Origin of the sequence: Methanobrevibacter sp. UBA188 (assembly GCF_905234905.1) — an archaeon.
In the GTDB taxonomy this organism is placed as follows: Archaea; Methanobacteriota; Methanobacteria; order Methanobacteriales; family Methanobacteriaceae; genus Methanocatella.
In genome coordinates, this window is sequence record NZ_CAJOJM010000017.1 from 1 (window position 1) to 14,787 (window position 14,787).

At 33.7% G+C, this 14,787-nt stretch carries 16 protein-coding genes and 1 tRNA gene; 13 read left to right on the plus strand and 4 right to left on the minus strand.

Annotated elements, in window-relative coordinates; translation table 11 throughout:
* From QZ143_RS05000 to QZ143_RS05030, 7 genes are all read left to right on the plus strand, one after another.
* Positions 1-964 (plus strand): Ig-like domain repeat protein (locus tag QZ143_RS05000; RefSeq protein WP_292881824.1); only part of this gene is annotated, 964 nt, incomplete at its 5' end.
* A gap of 86 nt (positions 965-1,050) precedes the next feature.
* Entirely contained in the window at positions 1,051-1,623 is a 573-nt protein-coding gene (locus QZ143_RS05005; protein ID WP_292881827.1) for a flavodoxin family protein, read from the plus strand.
* A gap of 48 nt (positions 1,624-1,671) precedes the next feature.
* Positions 1,672-3,237 carry a flippase gene (locus QZ143_RS05010; protein WP_292609020.1) on the plus strand — a complete coding sequence of 522 codons (1,566 nt, stop codon included), beginning with the start codon at positions 1,672-1,674 and terminating at the stop codon, positions 3,235-3,237.
* A 61-nt stretch (positions 3,238-3,298) separates the two neighbouring features.
* Positions 3,299-3,991 carry a TOBE domain-containing protein gene (locus tag QZ143_RS05015; RefSeq protein WP_292609023.1) on the plus strand — a complete coding sequence of 231 codons (693 nt, stop codon included), beginning with the start codon at positions 3,299-3,301 and terminating at the stop codon, positions 3,989-3,991.
* An 11-nt stretch (positions 3,992-4,002) separates the two neighbouring features.
* Positions 4,003-4,203: a 4Fe-4S binding protein gene (locus QZ143_RS05020; RefSeq protein ID WP_292609026.1), complete on the plus strand. Its 201-nt coding sequence runs from the start codon at positions 4,003-4,005 to the stop codon at positions 4,201-4,203.
* Between the two features lie 39 nt (positions 4,204-4,242).
* Positions 4,243-4,821 (plus strand): imidazoleglycerol-phosphate dehydratase HisB, encoded by a 579-nt coding sequence (gene hisB, locus QZ143_RS05025; protein ID WP_292881830.1) that lies wholly within the window; start codon positions 4,243-4,245, stop codon positions 4,819-4,821.
* A gap of 391 nt (positions 4,822-5,212) precedes the next feature.
* On the plus strand, positions 5,213-5,800 hold the full coding sequence (locus QZ143_RS05030) for a hypothetical protein (protein ID WP_292881833.1): 588 nt from the start codon (positions 5,213-5,215) through the stop codon (positions 5,798-5,800).
* A gap of 286 nt (positions 5,801-6,086) precedes the next feature.
* On the opposite strand, the gene QZ143_RS05035 is transcribed toward QZ143_RS05030, so the two are convergent.
* Both QZ143_RS05035 and QZ143_RS05040 read right to left on the minus strand, forming a co-directional pair.
* Complete coding sequence (locus QZ143_RS05035) at positions 6,087-6,914, minus strand: F420-dependent methylenetetrahydromethanopterin dehydrogenase (protein WP_292609032.1); 828 nt, start codon at positions 6,912-6,914, stop codon at positions 6,087-6,089.
* A gap of 267 nt (positions 6,915-7,181) precedes the next feature.
* Positions 7,182-7,253, minus strand: a tRNA-Val gene (locus QZ143_RS05040).
* A 123-nt stretch (positions 7,254-7,376) separates the two neighbouring features.
* Between QZ143_RS05040 and QZ143_RS05045 the strand changes: the two genes are divergently transcribed.
* Together QZ143_RS05045 and uppP are read left to right on the plus strand one after the other, a co-directional pair.
* Positions 7,377-8,300 (plus strand): branched-chain amino acid transaminase, encoded by a 924-nt coding sequence (locus QZ143_RS05045; protein ID WP_292881836.1) that lies wholly within the window; start codon positions 7,377-7,379, stop codon positions 8,298-8,300.
* A 12-nt stretch (positions 8,301-8,312) separates the two neighbouring features.
* Positions 8,313-9,146, plus strand: a complete 834-nt coding sequence (gene uppP, locus QZ143_RS05050; RefSeq protein WP_292881839.1) for an undecaprenyl-diphosphatase UppP — start codon at positions 8,313-8,315, stop codon at positions 9,144-9,146.
* A 28-nt stretch (positions 9,147-9,174) separates the two neighbouring features.
* On the opposite strand, the gene cobT is transcribed toward uppP, so the two are convergent.
* Both cobT and QZ143_RS05060 read right to left on the minus strand, forming a co-directional pair.
* The gene (cobT, locus tag QZ143_RS05055; protein ID WP_292609040.1) at positions 9,175-10,242 is read right to left on the minus strand and encodes a nicotinate mononucleotide-dependent phosphoribosyltransferase CobT; all 1,068 of its coding nucleotides are present in this window, start codon (positions 10,240-10,242) and stop codon (positions 9,175-9,177) included.
* Complete coding sequence (locus QZ143_RS05060) at positions 10,235-10,738, minus strand: hypothetical protein (RefSeq protein WP_292609043.1); 504 nt, start codon at positions 10,736-10,738, stop codon at positions 10,235-10,237. The genes cobT and QZ143_RS05060 overlap by 8 nt, the downstream gene beginning before the upstream one ends.
* An 82-nt stretch (positions 10,739-10,820) precedes the next feature.
* On the opposite strand from QZ143_RS05060, the gene QZ143_RS05065 reads away from it, so the two are divergent.
* From QZ143_RS05065 to QZ143_RS05080, 4 genes are read left to right on the plus strand one after another with little or no spacing between them, the layout of a single operon-like run.
* Positions 10,821-12,419 (plus strand): bifunctional N(6)-L-threonylcarbamoyladenine synthase/serine/threonine protein kinase, encoded by a 1,599-nt coding sequence (locus tag QZ143_RS05065; RefSeq protein WP_292881842.1) that lies wholly within the window; start codon positions 10,821-10,823, stop codon positions 12,417-12,419.
* Between the two features lie 55 nt (positions 12,420-12,474).
* A complete protein-coding gene (locus tag QZ143_RS05070) occupies positions 12,475-13,026 on the plus strand; it encodes an XTP/dITP diphosphatase (RefSeq protein WP_292609049.1) in 552 nt (183 codons plus the stop codon).
* 38 nt (positions 13,027-13,064) lie between these two features.
* Positions 13,065-13,463 carry a 30S ribosomal protein S15 gene (locus tag QZ143_RS05075; RefSeq protein ID WP_292609052.1) on the plus strand — a complete coding sequence of 133 codons (399 nt, stop codon included), beginning with the start codon at positions 13,065-13,067 and terminating at the stop codon, positions 13,461-13,463.
* Entirely contained in the window at positions 13,453-14,787 is a 1,335-nt protein-coding gene (locus QZ143_RS05080; protein WP_292609055.1) for a DHH family phosphoesterase, read from the plus strand. Before QZ143_RS05075 ends, QZ143_RS05080 begins: the two co-directional genes overlap by 11 nt.

A 14,787-nucleotide genomic window follows, 5' to 3' on the forward strand; every position in this document is an offset into this window, starting at 1 on the left:
TTTAGTCTACATGTACAACACTACCGGCAGCAAAGTTGAAAAAGATGTCTACATTTATAATGGTGCTGATTTATTAGGTTCCTACGGTGGACTCACCAATCCTATTCGCGTAGACTCTGTTATAGATGTAAATACAGCTAACATTAATAATGCTGTTGCTTATATTTTTGCTAATGGTGCTGTTGATGGTAGAGGTACTGTTGTGATTAATGGTGAAAGTGAAGCTCACCCATGGAATGGATCTTCTCAATCTACTGACTTATACACTAAAGACATTACAAGTGCAGTTAAAAACAGCAATAACATTTCTGTAATTTTCAGTGGTGCTTCAGGTAGTTTCACAGCATTACAACAAATTGTTGTCTTAACCAAAAAAGAAACTCCTGTTAAAATTGCAACTAAGATTACTGCTCCAAGTGTAACAAAAGTTTACAATGTAAACAAAAAATTCACAGCTACTTTGAAGGATGCTAATAATAAAGCAATTTCTGGTGTTAAAGTTACTATTACCTTGAATGGTAAAACTTACACCAAACCTACAAATGTTAAAGGTCAAGCTATTTTGGACCTTCCTAATTTAGCTCCTAAAACTTATAAAGTATCAGTTAAATTTGCAGGTGATTCAAAATACAAAGCATCTAGTTTAAATACTGCTAAAGTTGTTGTTAAAAAGGCAACTCCTAAAATGACCGGTAAAACCAAAGTGACTTACAAAGTTAAAACAAAAACTAAAAAGTACACTATTGTCTTGAAAAACAACAAAAAACAAGCCATGAAAAAAGTTAAAGTCACTTTAAAAGTTAAAGGTAAAACTTATAAGGCAACTACCAATGCAAAAGGTAAAGCTGTATTTAAGATTACCAAATTAACTAAAAAAGGTAAATACACTGCTAAAGTTAAATTTGCAGGAAACAAATACTATAGTGCTTTAAATAAAACAGTTAAAATTACTGTTAAAAAATAGGGATTAATTTCTCTATTTAATTTTTCTTTTTTTAAATTTCATCAAAATTACCAACTTATTTTAACTAATTTTCACATAATATCTTTATGAAAATTTTTGGAATTTGTGCAAGTCCTCGCAACAATACTACAGGATATGTTTTAAAAAATGCATTGGCTAAACTTGAGAGGACTGAAATGTTTACTTGCATGGGAAAGGAAATTAAACCTTGCATGCACTGTGATTACTGTTTGGAAAATAAGAAATGCATTATTGAGGATGATATGTTGACTGTTTATGAAGGTCTTCAGGGTGCTGATGGGATAATATTGGCCACTCCTATTCAAAGTGGGGGAATAAGTTCTAACTTGGCATCAATCATGGATAGAACACGTGCTCTTGAAGCTGTTGATTACAATTTGCTGAGGGGAAAAATTGGCATGAGTATTGCCGTTGGTGGTGACAGAACCGGCGGTCAGGATTTTGCACATCTGAAAAATATTACATACTTCATGATTCACGGTATAATTCCTGTAAGTGGTGGACCTTTCGGCTCTAATTTGGGTGCTTCTTTTTGGTCAAATGATTCAATTGACGATATTAAAGAGGATGATTATGGAATGGACTCACTGGATCGGACTTTACATGAATTTGAAAATTTTTTAAATAAGTACATTTAAATAGTACAATCTATTATATTATAAGTAACTAATTTTTAAGGGTATATTATGGGAAATAAGTTGGTAAGAGGTAGTTTGATAATTTTCATTGGTAACATAATTTTCCGTATCGGTGGTTACCTTTACCGTTTTTTAATGGCAACACTTTTAGGTCCTACTGGTACTGGTATTCTTGGAATTACCATGTCTTATCAAGGTATTTTTCAAACTTTGGCTTCAGGAGGGCTTCCTCCAGCAATATCTAAATATATTGCAGAATATGAGGCTGTAGATGACCATAATATGGCCAGACAGACGGTGTATACGTCTTTAAAGATGATGATATTTATAGGCCTGGTTTTGGGAGTTTTAATGATTTTTGTTATTGCTCCACTTATGGCGAATGTCTTTTTAAAAAAGCCTGAAACATTAGTTCCAATTCAAATTATTGGGTGCATAACTCCGTTCAGTGTAATTTTGGGCGGTTTAAGAGGTGCATTCCAGGGTGTATATAAAATGGAATATATCGTTTATACCCGTGCTGTAGAGCAAATGTTCATGATTTTATTCGCTGTTGGATTTATTTTAATGGGTTTATCAGTTGTAGGTGCTGTATGGGGTACCGTAATCGGTTATGCTCTTGCGGCTTTCACTGCAGTTTATATTTTTAAAGTTTACATGCCGAAATATATTCCAAAATACAGTGATGATTTTCATTTCTCATTTTCCCAAGAGCTGAAGCTGGCTGTCATGTTAATCAAGTTCGCTATTCCTGTTATCATTACAGCTATTGCTGAAATGCTTATCTTCAATATCTGTACCTTGGTTATGGGTAAGTTTTTAACACTTGAAAGCGTCGGATTTTTCACTGCGGCAGATCCTATTTCAAGACTTCCTTTAATGATTTCCATTTCTGTTGCGACTACAATTCTGCCTGCTTCATCTGAAGCATTCAAACTCCATGATATAGAAGCACTTCAGAAGTATGTTGGTCAATCTTATAAGATTTCATTACTCTTTGTAGTTCCAATGTGTATTGGTCTTGCCCTATTCGCCGTTCCTACTTTACAGGTATTTTACTTTAAAAATCCTTCTTATGTTAATGGTGCTGCTGCTTTAGGAATATTGGCTATTGGAATGACATTCTATTCTATTTTCGCTATTTCCACAAGTATTGTTCAGGGTGTTGGAAATCCTAGAATTCCAATGTACATATTGGTATTCGGTTCAATTGCAACCGGAGTTCTTTCTTGGATTTTAGCTCCGATTTTAGGAATCGCCGGTGGTGCAACTGCAACCACAATTGCCTGCTTCCTTATGATGGTTCCATGCGTTTATTTTGTATTTAAGCTTACTGAAACCAAAGCTCCAACGATGGCTGTTGTAAAAATATTGATTGCAACATTTATTATGGGTGCAGTAGGTTATTTCATTCCTAAAACACCTATATGGTTATTCCCAGGAATTATATTCTGTATGATTGTTTATTTCTTTTCATTGATTTTGGTTAAGTTTTTTGCCAAAGAAGATATTGCGACATTAAGGGGTTATTCATCTAAATTGGGTCCTCTTGCTAAAATAGTTAATAAACTTTTAAATCTTGTTGAAAAAATTGAATTTAGAAATAAATCATAAGAAAAGTTATTTAATATATAAAAAATATAAACAATATCAGTTATAATTGGGGGATTATAATATGACTGATGTAAAAGCAGGGGTTGAATATAAAATTAATGTTGATGGCAATTCTTTCTTGCTGGACAGTAAAAAATTCAGACTTTTAGAATCAATTCTGGATACTGGTTCTCTTACTGCGGCGGCAAAGTCCATCGATGTTTCTTATAGGACTGCATTAAATTATATTGATAAAATTGAATCATCACTCGATGTTAAAATTGTCAGTACCACTAAAGGCGGTAAAGGTGGTGGTGGAGGAACATCACTCACTGAAGAAGGTTACTCAATTTTAAAAGAATGTAAAAAAATCAATGCCATTATGGAACTTCATAAGGATGTTAATGAAATTGAAGCGGAAGTAATTAAAGTTGATGATGCTAAAGGGGTCATGACAATTAAAATGCATGATTTTGAAATCAATGCTCCTTTGAATAGGAATTATGAAGTTGGAGACAAGCTATTGGCATTGATAAGTTATGATAATATTTTCTTAATGTTGGAACCTCAAACATCCAGTATACGCAATATCCTGAAAGGACAAATTGTTGAAATGAGACTTCAAAATGAAGTTATTCGTGTTAAAATTGATGTTGGAGGAGTTTATCTATTTTCAGACATTACTTTATCTGCAGAAAAGGAATTAAATCTCAGTATTGGAAAAGAAGTCTTTGTAGGATTTAAAGCAATGTCTGTAGCTACTTTAAAATTATAAAAGGTGAAATTATGTTGCAAATTTTAGTTGATGAAGATAAATGTATTGGATGTGGGAACTGTTATGATATTTGTCCGAAAGCTGCTAAAATTTGGAAGATTGGTAGTGTAGCACATATATTGGATTTAAGATATTGTCATGTTTGTACATTATGTGCAATGGAATGTCCTGTAGACTGTATTAAAATCATACGTCCGGGTGAAGAAGCTTAAATAATTAATGCTAAAATCAATTATTTTGTAGGTTAGATTATGAGTAGAATTTCAAATGTTTCAAGAAAAACTTCCGAGACAGACATTACTATAAAAATGAATCTTGATGGTGAAGGTAAATACAATATTTCAACAGGAGTTAATTTCTTTAATCATATGTTGGAATCATTCTCAAAGCACAGCATGATTGATTTGGAAGTTGATGCTTCTGGGGATATCGAAATTGATGATCACCATACTATAGAGGATGTTGGAATATTGCTTGGTGAAGCTTTCCTACAGGCAATTGGTGATAAGAAAGGTATTAAAAGAATGGCACATGCTATTGTTCCGATGGATGAATCAGTTGCAACAGTTGCAATTGACATTAGCGGGCGCAGCTATTGTAATATGAATCTCGATTTCAAGAATGAAAAAATAGGGGACATGACATCCGATATTGTAATCCACTTTTTCGAATCCTTTGCAGGTTCCGCTAAATTAAATATTTATGGGACAGTTGAGGGAGTAAATGATCATCATAAGGCTGAAGCTGTTTTTAAAGCATTCGCCAAATCCTTAAAAGAAGCCATTAAAGTGGAGCATGATCAGATTCCTTCCACAAAAGGAGTATTATAGCTATTAATTTAGCTATCTTTTTTTTATTATTTGAGTCTGTAAAAGATTATAGGTTTTTTTTTTAATTTATTTTTATTCCATCGCCTAAAATCGGCAAGATGAAAAAACTAAAAATAGCATTTTGCGCGATATTTTCAAATAATGTCTAAATAAATTGTTCACTAAATTTGAAAATAATTATACAAAATTTATAAAATTTATAAAATAATATATTTTTTTTTTAATTAAATAAAAAACTTTCTACAAACATATATAAGCATATGCCATAAATAGTTTATCATAGAATTGTATCTTCTTATGGAACTTGTGCTTTTGACAATAATTTGTTAATGCAAAGCATATTTTATTTCCTAAAGAAAATGATTCTTAATTTAAAAAAGAGGAGATTGAAATGGATATTAAAAAGATATTAGTCATAGCAATAATCACTTTAGCAGTATTCAGCTGCTTGAGTGCTGTAAGCGCAGGATGGTTTGACTTTTTAGGAGGAGAAAAACAATTGGTAGGAGAAGGTTCACAAGTTACAGTCCCAAGCAACTATACAGTTGACGATAAGAAAATTGCGGCATCATGCAATGATATAAACATAACATTGACCCCTCAAAAAAGTTCAGATGACAAATTTGAAAAAAAATTCTTTAGTGCCGTTAAATCAAACGGTAAAAGTGCCGGTTATGAAAATGTGACCAATGAGACAGTAAACGGATACACACTACATGAGTTCGCTGCAAAAACTGCTAAACTCAAAAATTTAACTGCTTCAACTGAAGTTGCAGGAAGTGATGAAGCATGGATTACTTTCCCACCAGAAATTGCTGCACCTTTCGATGATCCTGTTGACCATTTCAGAGCAGTTACTTACATCAAAGATGGAAAAGAACATAAATTAGTTATTTTCACAAATAATTCCGCCACTAATTTATACACTCCAGAAATCGACGGAATTATTAACAGTATTAACGATACTGTAACAAAATAACTCAAATATGGGATTTTTAGATTAATTTCTAAAAATCTTTATTAACTTTTTTTTTGAATCTGTAAAATTTTATTTTTCACATGATTTCGAGTCCAGTTTTGCAAAAATAATTTACTATTTTTAAATCAATTATATTAAAATTAAAGTGAAATTAAAACGAATTTTCAGCGAAGTGAAACTTCAAGTGTAAAAAATTAAATTTTTAAAAAAAGCCTATAAAATTCTTAAAAATAGCTGTTTTTCTAAAAAAAGTAAAAAATAAAAAAAGTAAAGTAGCGTAAGCTACTTATTCTGGTTTTGAGATTAAGTCTGTTTTACAACCTGGGTTTCCTTCTTTCATGTGAGGGGTTCTTAAAACAGTATCATTTGCTTTTTCGATTTCTCTTGCTTCTTGTGCTAATTTAGCAGCGCATGCAGCAATTTCGTGAGCAGCAGCTACTAATGGGATGAAGTTTTCGAAACCTTTAGTCATGAAACAACCTTTCATGTCTAAGTTAGCAACGGATCCAGCCATTTCGTATGCAGCAATAGCTTTTGCTTTTGCGTATGGGTTTGCGAATCCACCAGCTTCTGCAGCTTTTTCAGCAGTAACAATGAGTTTAGGTAATTCGATTGATCCAGCTTCTGCTTGTTCGATTACAGTGTCAATGGTTTGTTGGACTAATCTTAATGCTCCGGTTTCAGCTAATACTTTTAAGATGTCGGAGTTGAAAATAGCCATTTCAGTTGGGTCTAACCATTCTCTTTTTGCACCAATCATTGGGTCAGACATTACGATAATGTATCCTAAACCTTGTTCGTCCATTTCATCTTTTTTACCTTTACCAGGTGCGTCACCGACGATAATAGCAGGAATGTCTTTTGCGGATAACATTTCTCTTGCTTTAGCTGGTCCAGGAGCTCCTGGGTTTGGGCTAATGAAGATTGCGAAATCTGGTTCAAAAGCGTCTATTTTAGGTACGACGTCTTCTACTTGTTCAGGGTTCATTTTAGCTCCAGATCCAAAGGTTCTTACATCGATATTTGGTCTGTCTGCTCTTTCGTCTAACAATAGGTCAATTACTGGTGAAGTACCAATATTACCACTTTTAATAATAGCAATTTTAACTACCATAATTAAGTCTCCTTTTTCGATATTAATAATTTTAATTCAAAAACTATTTAAATTTTATTATTTAAAGTTTTTAATCATTGTAAGAACTATTTTTGTAAATACTATTCATTATTGTAATAAAATAGTTAATAGGTTATATAATTTTTAATTTTTATGAAATTTTTTGACAAAATAATTGTTAATATTGCTAAATTTTTGGAAAAAATTACTTATAAATCAATGAGCAAATTTCCATGAAAATAAGAATTTTTAAAAAATAGATTTGAGTGGTTCCGACGAGATTCGAACTCGTGATCCCCTCCTTGTAAGGGAGGTATCATACCACTAGACCACGGAACCAACAAATATTATTATGATTTTATTAATATATAAACATTTCGGTTTTTAATATTTTTGAGTAGATAATTTAATATAATTAATAACTATATATTTATTATTACAATAAAAAAATGAAGTGATAAAATGGCTTGGGATGACACAGCTAGTAAAATATGGATAGATGGAAACATGGTAGATTGGAAAGATGCTAATATTCACGTACTTTCTCATGTTGTCCATTATGGTACAAGTGTTTTTGAAGGTATTCGCGCATACAAAAATGAAAATGGTGTTGCAGTATTCCGTTTAAAAGAACATGTACAACGTTTATTCGACTCTGCAAAAATTTACAAAATTGATATTCCATATACTCAGGAAGAGATTGAAGAAGCAATTTTAGAAACCGTTCGTGTAAATGATTTAGATGGTTGTTACATCCGTCCTATTGTATTTAGAGGATATGGTGAACTTGGTGTAAATCCTTTAAATTGTCCTGTTAATGTAGTTATTGCTGCCTGGGAATGGGGATCATATTTAGGAGAAGAAGGAATGGCAAATGGTGTAGACATTGGTGTTTCATCATGGAGAAAACCTGCACCAGATACTTTCCCTGCTCTTGCAAAATGTGGAGCAAACTATATGAATTCTCAATTAGCTAAACTTGAGGCTATTGATAACGGTTATGATGAAGCTATCATGTTAGATTATGAAGGTCACGTTTCTGAAGGAAGTGGAGAAAACATATTCCTTGCTGAAGGAGAAAAGTTATTCACTCCTGCAATGTCCTCATCCAATCTCAAAGGAATTACTAGGGATTCCATCATGACAATAGCTCGTGATTTAGGATATGAAGTTGTTGAAGAAGTAATTTCAAGAGAAAGATTATACTCTGCAAATGAAGTATTTTTCACAGGAACTGCTGCAGAAGTAACTCCAATCCGTTCAATCGACCACAGGCAAATTGGTGCTGGTAAAAGAGGACCAATCGCTGAAAAAATACAAACTGCCTTCTTTGACATTGTTGAAGCTAAAACAGAAGATAAATACAATTGGTTATCTTACATTTAAGCGGTGTAGTCTATGGATATAATTCAGGGGATTATTATTGGTATTGTTCAGGGATTGACTGAATTTTTACCGGTAAGTAGTTCAGCACATTTGGTATTTATCCAAAATATTTTAGGAGTTGAAAGCTCTCTTGCTTTTGACACCTTTCTTCATTTGGGATCGTTGCTTGCAGTTTTATGGTTCTTCCGTGCAGACATTATTAAAATGATTGTGTCATGGATTTCAAGTTTGTCTGATATAGTACATGGAAGATTTAAGGAAGGTTTTCATGAAGATCCCTATAAAAGACTTGCATGGTACGTTATTTTAGCTACAATTCCTGTTGGTCTTGTCGGAGTATTTTTTGAAGATTCTGTAGATGCATTATTTTCAGGTGCACTATATGTTCCGGCATTCTTCTTATTTGTAACAGGTACCATTCTTTACTTGTCTCAAAGGATGACTAGCGGTAATATTAATTTCCATAATGTTGGTCCAAAAGAATCATTATTTATGGGATTAGGTCAAGCTTGTGCTATTTTACCGGGACTTTCCCGTTCAGGTACTACAATAGCTGCAGGTCTTGTCATAGGTTTGGATAAGGAATTTGCTGCAAAATTCAGTTTTATATTATCTATTCCAGCGATTCTTGGAGCATTCCTATTGCAAGTCAAAGATATAGGTTCAGCTATGGATGCTAATTTCTTGCCAATAATTTTAGGTTTTATTGCAGCATTTATAGCAGGGTATGCCGCTATTAAATGGATGCTTGAATTAATTCAAAAAAGAAGTTTGGATATTTTTGCTTACTACTGTTGGGCAGTAGGTATAATTGTATTCATGGGTTCAATTGCCCACATATTCTAATAATTAAATTTATAGAGATTAAAAATCTCTATTTACATACTTTTTCTATTCTTTTTCTTAGTTTTTCAACAGAATTTCCTAAAACAAGTGCAGAATACATTGCGCCTCCGGCTCCTGCACCCTCTTTAACAAATCCTTTCAAATAATTTTTCAATCCTTCATGACTTGACTCTTCAAATTTAGGGTCTACGACATTAACGGTAATGCTGTCGTCAATCTGTTTTAATATGCCGAATAAATCTGCGGTTTCATCGCCGGCAACATATACTGTTGTAGCTAAGTTGATTCTTGAAAAATCAAAAGTAGGTTGTATTGATTTTATAATTGCACAGACGGCAGCCATCTGTGTTCCGCCTGCTAAAATAATTGGAATGTCAGAGCCTAAAACTATTCCTGCAATTGCAGGTAATGTCGGGTCACCCACTGCGCCGATTGCTTGGATTGCATCTATATCATCTTTTTCAGGGTCAAGTCCAGCGTTTTCCAATCCTTCATCTACAACTTTTGTTTTCATGTCATGAGGGTTATGAGGCATGCTTCCGCTTACTTTTTCATTGGCTTCATAACCGAGAGCCCTTAAAACTCCGAGTGCAGTAGTAGTTCCTGCAGCTATACTTTCACCAATAATGAGCATTTCATGTCTTCTGGATAATTCAGCACCTAAGTCTTTAGCGTTTTCAAAAATTTCAAGAGGATTCAATACTCCTTTCCCGGTTCTAATGTCTCTTCCATATTCCTTTCCAAATGTGAGATATTCAATATCTGGCTTGATTTTAGAACCTGCATCTATTATTACAAATGGAATTTCTGAAAGTTGAAGTGATGCTTTTGTTAGTCTTGCAGGGGTTGGTGCTGCTGCATCTCCAACTACAGTTTCAGCTGGTGCGTCACAACACCTGACTTCACCTAAAACCATAAATTCAGCATCTGATGCAGGTGTATATTCAGTTAAGTCTGCTGATGGTCCAGCACCGGAAATTCCATCTATCAATGATGTTTCGGTTGTTCCAATTGTAAGTAAAAATACCGGATCTTCACATTCCTGTAACATTTCTGTTAATTCTTCTGATCCGTATGTTGTAACTCCATCAATCATCTTTTTCACCTAGTCTTTTTAATTGTTCAATGATAATTTTATTTTGATTAATGATTTTTTTATTTTGATTCATTATCTTTATTAACATTTCTCTTTCTGGCAATTCATTGTCAGTTTTAAATGTTTGTCCGTCTCTGGATCTTGGAGGGATTTTAATCTGGTCTTTTGGAGGAAGTTTGTCTTCTTGTTTTGGCATTGCAGGTATCACTCCTCTTGAAGCACTGTCCTCTCTTGAGATAAAATCAACATATCTATGTGTTACCTTATTTTTTCCTCTCTCTTCAAGCAGTTCCATTAATCTTTCGTCTACGTTATCAACACCAACAAGTTGTTCTTCTTCAACTTCATGAATTAATCTTTTTTGAATGTTATATGCATTGTATATTGGAATTCCTCTAGCATTACATTCATTTTTGAACATATCATGGATGTTGATGTCTCCAGTTAATTGCTTTACTCTTTTCTGTTCTAATGTATTAGCACTATAAAATCCCATGATTTCACTTTTGTTTTTTAAATTTAAAAAATATTTTTATATATTCTTAAATAGTAATATACTAATTAATTAAATTTTTTAGTTGATTGTCTTGATAAGTTTAGGAATTGAAGGAACTGCAGAAAAAACTGGTGTAGGTATTGTTGATAGTGACGGAAATATATTGGCTATGGCCGGAAAACAATTATTTCCTGAAGAGGGTGGAATTCATCCGAGAATTGCTGCTGAACACCATGCCAAATGGATTCCTGAACTAATTCCTCAAGCTATTGAAGAATCAGGTTTATCTTACGATGATATCGATTTAATTTCTTTTTCACAGGGTCCGGGTTTAGGCCCTGCTTTAAGGATTGTTGCAACCTCTGCAAGAAGCTTGGCTTTATCTTTGAATAAACCAATAATTGGGGTAAATCACTGTATTGGTCATGTTGAAGTTGGAAAATTAGATACTGGTGCTAAAAATCCAGTTTCCCTTTATGTAAGTGGTGGAAACAGTCAGGTAATTGCATATGAAAGTGGAAGATATAGGATTTTCGGTGAAACTTTAGACATCGCTATTGGAAATTGTCTGGATCATTTTGGCCGCGAGACTGGACTGGGCCACCCCGGAGGTCCGGTAATAGAAAAACTTGCTAAAGAGGGTTCATATATTGACTTGCCTTATGTTGTAAAAGGAATGGATTTTTCCTTTTCAGGATTGTTGTCTGCAGCTTTAAGGGAAGCTGAAAAGGGAACTCCAATGGAAGACATTTGTTTTTCACTTCAGGAAACCGCTTTTGCAATGCTGGTTGAGGTTACTGAAAGGGCACTGTCACACACCCAAAAGGATGAGGTGATGTTGTGTGGAGGGGTTTCAGCAAATTCACGTTTGCGAGAAATGCTTAAGACAATGTCAGAAGAGCATGGCGCCAAATTTTACATGCCTGAAATGAAGCTTTGCGGTGATAATGGGGTTATGATTGCTTGGCTGGGTCTTTTGATGTGTAAGGAATTCGGACCGATGGATTTGTCCCAAACTGGAATAATTCAAAAATTCAGAACTGATGAGGTGGACATCCCTTGGATTGACAATTCTAAAAGCTATCTAAAATTAAGTGATGATTTGATAGCTAAAGGCGCCGAATCAAACATCGTCAAGGCAAATTATTTGGGTGAAAAAGCGGTTTTAAAGGATAGGGTTCCTAAAAACTATAGAATTTCTGAAATCGACAACAAAATTAGAAAAGCCAGATGTAAAGAGGAAGCAAAACTGCTGTCAGATGCTAAAAGAGCAGGTGTTAAAACTCCAATTCTATATGATGTTGATTTAAATAACAAATCAATACTTATGGAAGAAATTGAAGGTGTAATGGTAAAGGATGTTATTGATGAGAAATTATCATTTAGAATCGGTGAGGAAATATCAAAGCTTCACAGTGCAGGCATAATTCATGGAGACATTACCTCTTCAAATGTCATGCTTCAGGATGATAATCTTGTTTTCATCGATTTTGGTCTTGGCAGGTACTCTTCTTTAGATGAAGACAAGGCAGTTGATTTGCTTGTTTTGAAAAAGTCATTACAAAGCATTGATTATAATTTGGCATTGGACTATTTTGATGCTGTTTTAAAAGGTTATGATAATGATTCTGTTGTTAATAAGATAGATGATATTGAATCAAGAGGAAGATATACTCATTAATTTTTTGGAATAGTTTTTAGTTAACTATATTAAAAATTTAAAATATACTATTTTTATGATAACATTTATAACTGGTAACGAACATAAAGTTAAAGAAGCAGAGAATATTTTCAAAGATTATGACATAAACTTAGAGCATATTGATTTAGGTTACACAGAACCTCAAGGAACTCTTGAGGAAGTGGCTATATCAGGCGCAAAATATGCTTGTCGTAAACTTGGAAAGCCTGTGATTGTTGAAGATGCTGGTTTGTTCATTAAAGCTTTAAATGATTTTCCTGGAGTCTATTCACATTACGTTCAAGATACTATTGGAAATCAGGGAATTTTAAAGTTATTAGCAGACACTGATGACCGTTATGCCGAATTCAGGTCAGTTATTGGGTACTGTGCCCCCAATTCTGAGCCCAAGACTTTTTTAGGCAAGGTTTCAGGTGAAATCGCAGTTGAAGAAAGAGGAGATTTAGGATTCGCTTTTGATCCATTGTTTTATGTTCCAAGTGAAGGTAAGACTTTTGGAGAACTTACAACTGATGAAAAAAACCAATTTTCACATAGAAAAAATTCATTAAAAAAATTTATTGAATGGTATTCTAATCAAGAATAACTAATTCATACTTATTTAAAAATTAAAGAGGTTATATTATGGCAAGACCAGAATGGGTAACTTATAGTGACGAAGAAATTGAAGAAATGATTTTAAAATTTAACAAAGAAGGTAAAAGTACTTCCGAAATCGGTATTGTATTAAGAGACCAATACGGAATTCCATCTGTAAAAGATGTTACTGGTGAAAGAATCACCGAAATCTTAAAAAGAAATGGTCAGGCTGGAGAATACCCAGAAGACTTATTAAACTTAATTAAAAGAGCTGTAAATATCAGAGACCACTTAGAAGAAAATCCTAAAGACTTACATTCAAAAAGAGGTTTAACTATCATTGAATCAAGAATCAGAAAATTAGCTTCTTACTATGTAAGTGAAGGAGCATTACCAGAAGGTTGGAGATACAATCCAAAAGAAGCAGCACTCCTTGTTAAATAGGGCTGAGGAAGCTACTAATGTGCTTCGTGAGCACATAGAAAAGGATAGTGTTATAAGAATAATTTCTCACAATGATGCTGATGGAATTTCATCAGCTGCTGTTATAGCTAATGCTTTAGCTGAAGAAAATGTTCAATTTCACACTTCCTGTATTCCACGTCTTAAAGAAGATATTGTAAATCAATTAAGACATGAGAAATATGATTTATTCATTTTCTCAGATATGGGTAGTGCTTTTGTAAATGAGTTTAATACTTATAAGCATGATGTAATTATTGCTGACCACCATCAGGTCAATGACACTGAATCGGAAAGCAATGTTGTCCATATAAATCCGCATCTCTTTGGAATTGATGGTAGTAAGGATTTATGTGGTGCAGGTTCAAGCTATTTGGCTGTTCGTGAACTTGGTAAAAAACATTTGGCATATTTCGCTTTAGTTGGTGCTTTTGGTGATATGCAAGGTCAAGGCGGATTTACAGGTGTTAATAAATTAATACTTGATGATGCTTTGGAAAGTGGGGTTCTGGAAATTCATGAGGATTTAAAGATTGTTTCAAAAGCTTCAGAACCTATTTTTAAATCCCTTGCCTATACATTTTCACCACCTCTTCCAGGTATTAGTGGAGATTTGGAAGGCGCTCAGGCGTTTCTGGAAAAAAGGAATTTGTCATATGGAATCAAATTCACAGATCTTGAAGATGAGGAAAAAGATCTCTTGAAGGATGCGCTTATGAATATCAATCCTGATATTTTCGGAGATTGTTATACTGTACCGAAAGAAGTGCCTTTATTACGCGATTTGGAAGAGTATTCATATATTCTTGATGCATGCGGTAAAAACAAAAAGCAAGGCTTGGGGTTAAGCATTGCTCTTGGTGAAAAAGACAAGGCTTTGGATGCTGCTTTAAGACTTCAAAGACAATACCGTGACCAAATCGTTAAGGGGCTAGAATGGATTAAAAGGGAAGGTGCAGTTCAGCTTTCAGATATTCAATATTTATATAGTGAAGATAAAGTATTAAAATCTGTAATGGGAACAATTGCTAGCATTGGCTTATCTGTAGAGTTGTTGGATAATTCTAAACCTGTAATTGGAATGTCAAGACTCCATAATGATATTAAAATTTCTGGTAGAACAACAAGAGAAATGGTTAGCAAAGGTGTAGATTTGGGCAGTGCCCTTAGAGACTCTTCCAACAATTTCGGTGGCCAAGGAGGAGGTCATGATATTGCTGCTGGAGCTATGATTCCTTTTGAAAGCAAAGATAATTTTTTACACCTTGTTAATGAAATGGTTGAATATCAATTAAGTAATGATTAA

Bases quoted from the DNA above. Each gene is read 5' to 3' on its own strand.
- hisB (WP_292881830.1), top strand. From the start codon at position 4,243: ATGAGTAGAATTTCAAATGTTTCAAGAAAAACTTCCGAGACAGACATT.
- QZ143_RS05035 (WP_292609032.1), bottom strand. From the start codon at position 6,914: ATGGTAGTTAAAATTGCTATTATTAAAAGTGGTAATATTGGTACTTCA.
- QZ143_RS05045 (WP_292881836.1), top strand. From the start codon at position 7,377: ATGGCTTGGGATGACACAGCTAGTAAAATATGGATAGATGGAAACATG.
- QZ143_RS05075 (WP_292609052.1), top strand. From the start codon at position 13,065: ATGGCAAGACCAGAATGGGTAACTTATAGTGACGAAGAAATTGAAGAA.
- QZ143_RS05015 (WP_292609023.1), top strand. From the start codon at position 3,299: ATGACTGATGTAAAAGCAGGGGTTGAATATAAAATTAATGTTGATGGC.
- QZ143_RS05060 (WP_292609043.1), bottom strand. From the start codon at position 10,738: ATGGGATTTTATAGTGCTAATACATTAGAACAGAAAAGAGTAAAGCAA.
- QZ143_RS05070 (WP_292609049.1), top strand. From the start codon at position 12,475: ATGATAACATTTATAACTGGTAACGAACATAAAGTTAAAGAAGCAGAG.
- cobT (WP_292609040.1), bottom strand. From the start codon at position 10,242: ATGATTGATGGAGTTACAACATACGGATCAGAAGAATTAACAGAAATG.
- uppP (WP_292881839.1), top strand. From the start codon at position 8,313: ATGGATATAATTCAGGGGATTATTATTGGTATTGTTCAGGGATTGACT.
- QZ143_RS05030 (WP_292881833.1), top strand. From the start codon at position 5,213: ATGGATATTAAAAAGATATTAGTCATAGCAATAATCACTTTAGCAGTA.
- QZ143_RS05010 (WP_292609020.1), top strand. From the start codon at position 1,672: ATGGGAAATAAGTTGGTAAGAGGTAGTTTGATAATTTTCATTGGTAAC.
- QZ143_RS05020 (WP_292609026.1), top strand. From the start codon at position 4,003: ATGTTGCAAATTTTAGTTGATGAAGATAAATGTATTGGATGTGGGAAC.
- QZ143_RS05005 (WP_292881827.1), top strand. From the start codon at position 1,051: ATGAAAATTTTTGGAATTTGTGCAAGTCCTCGCAACAATACTACAGGA.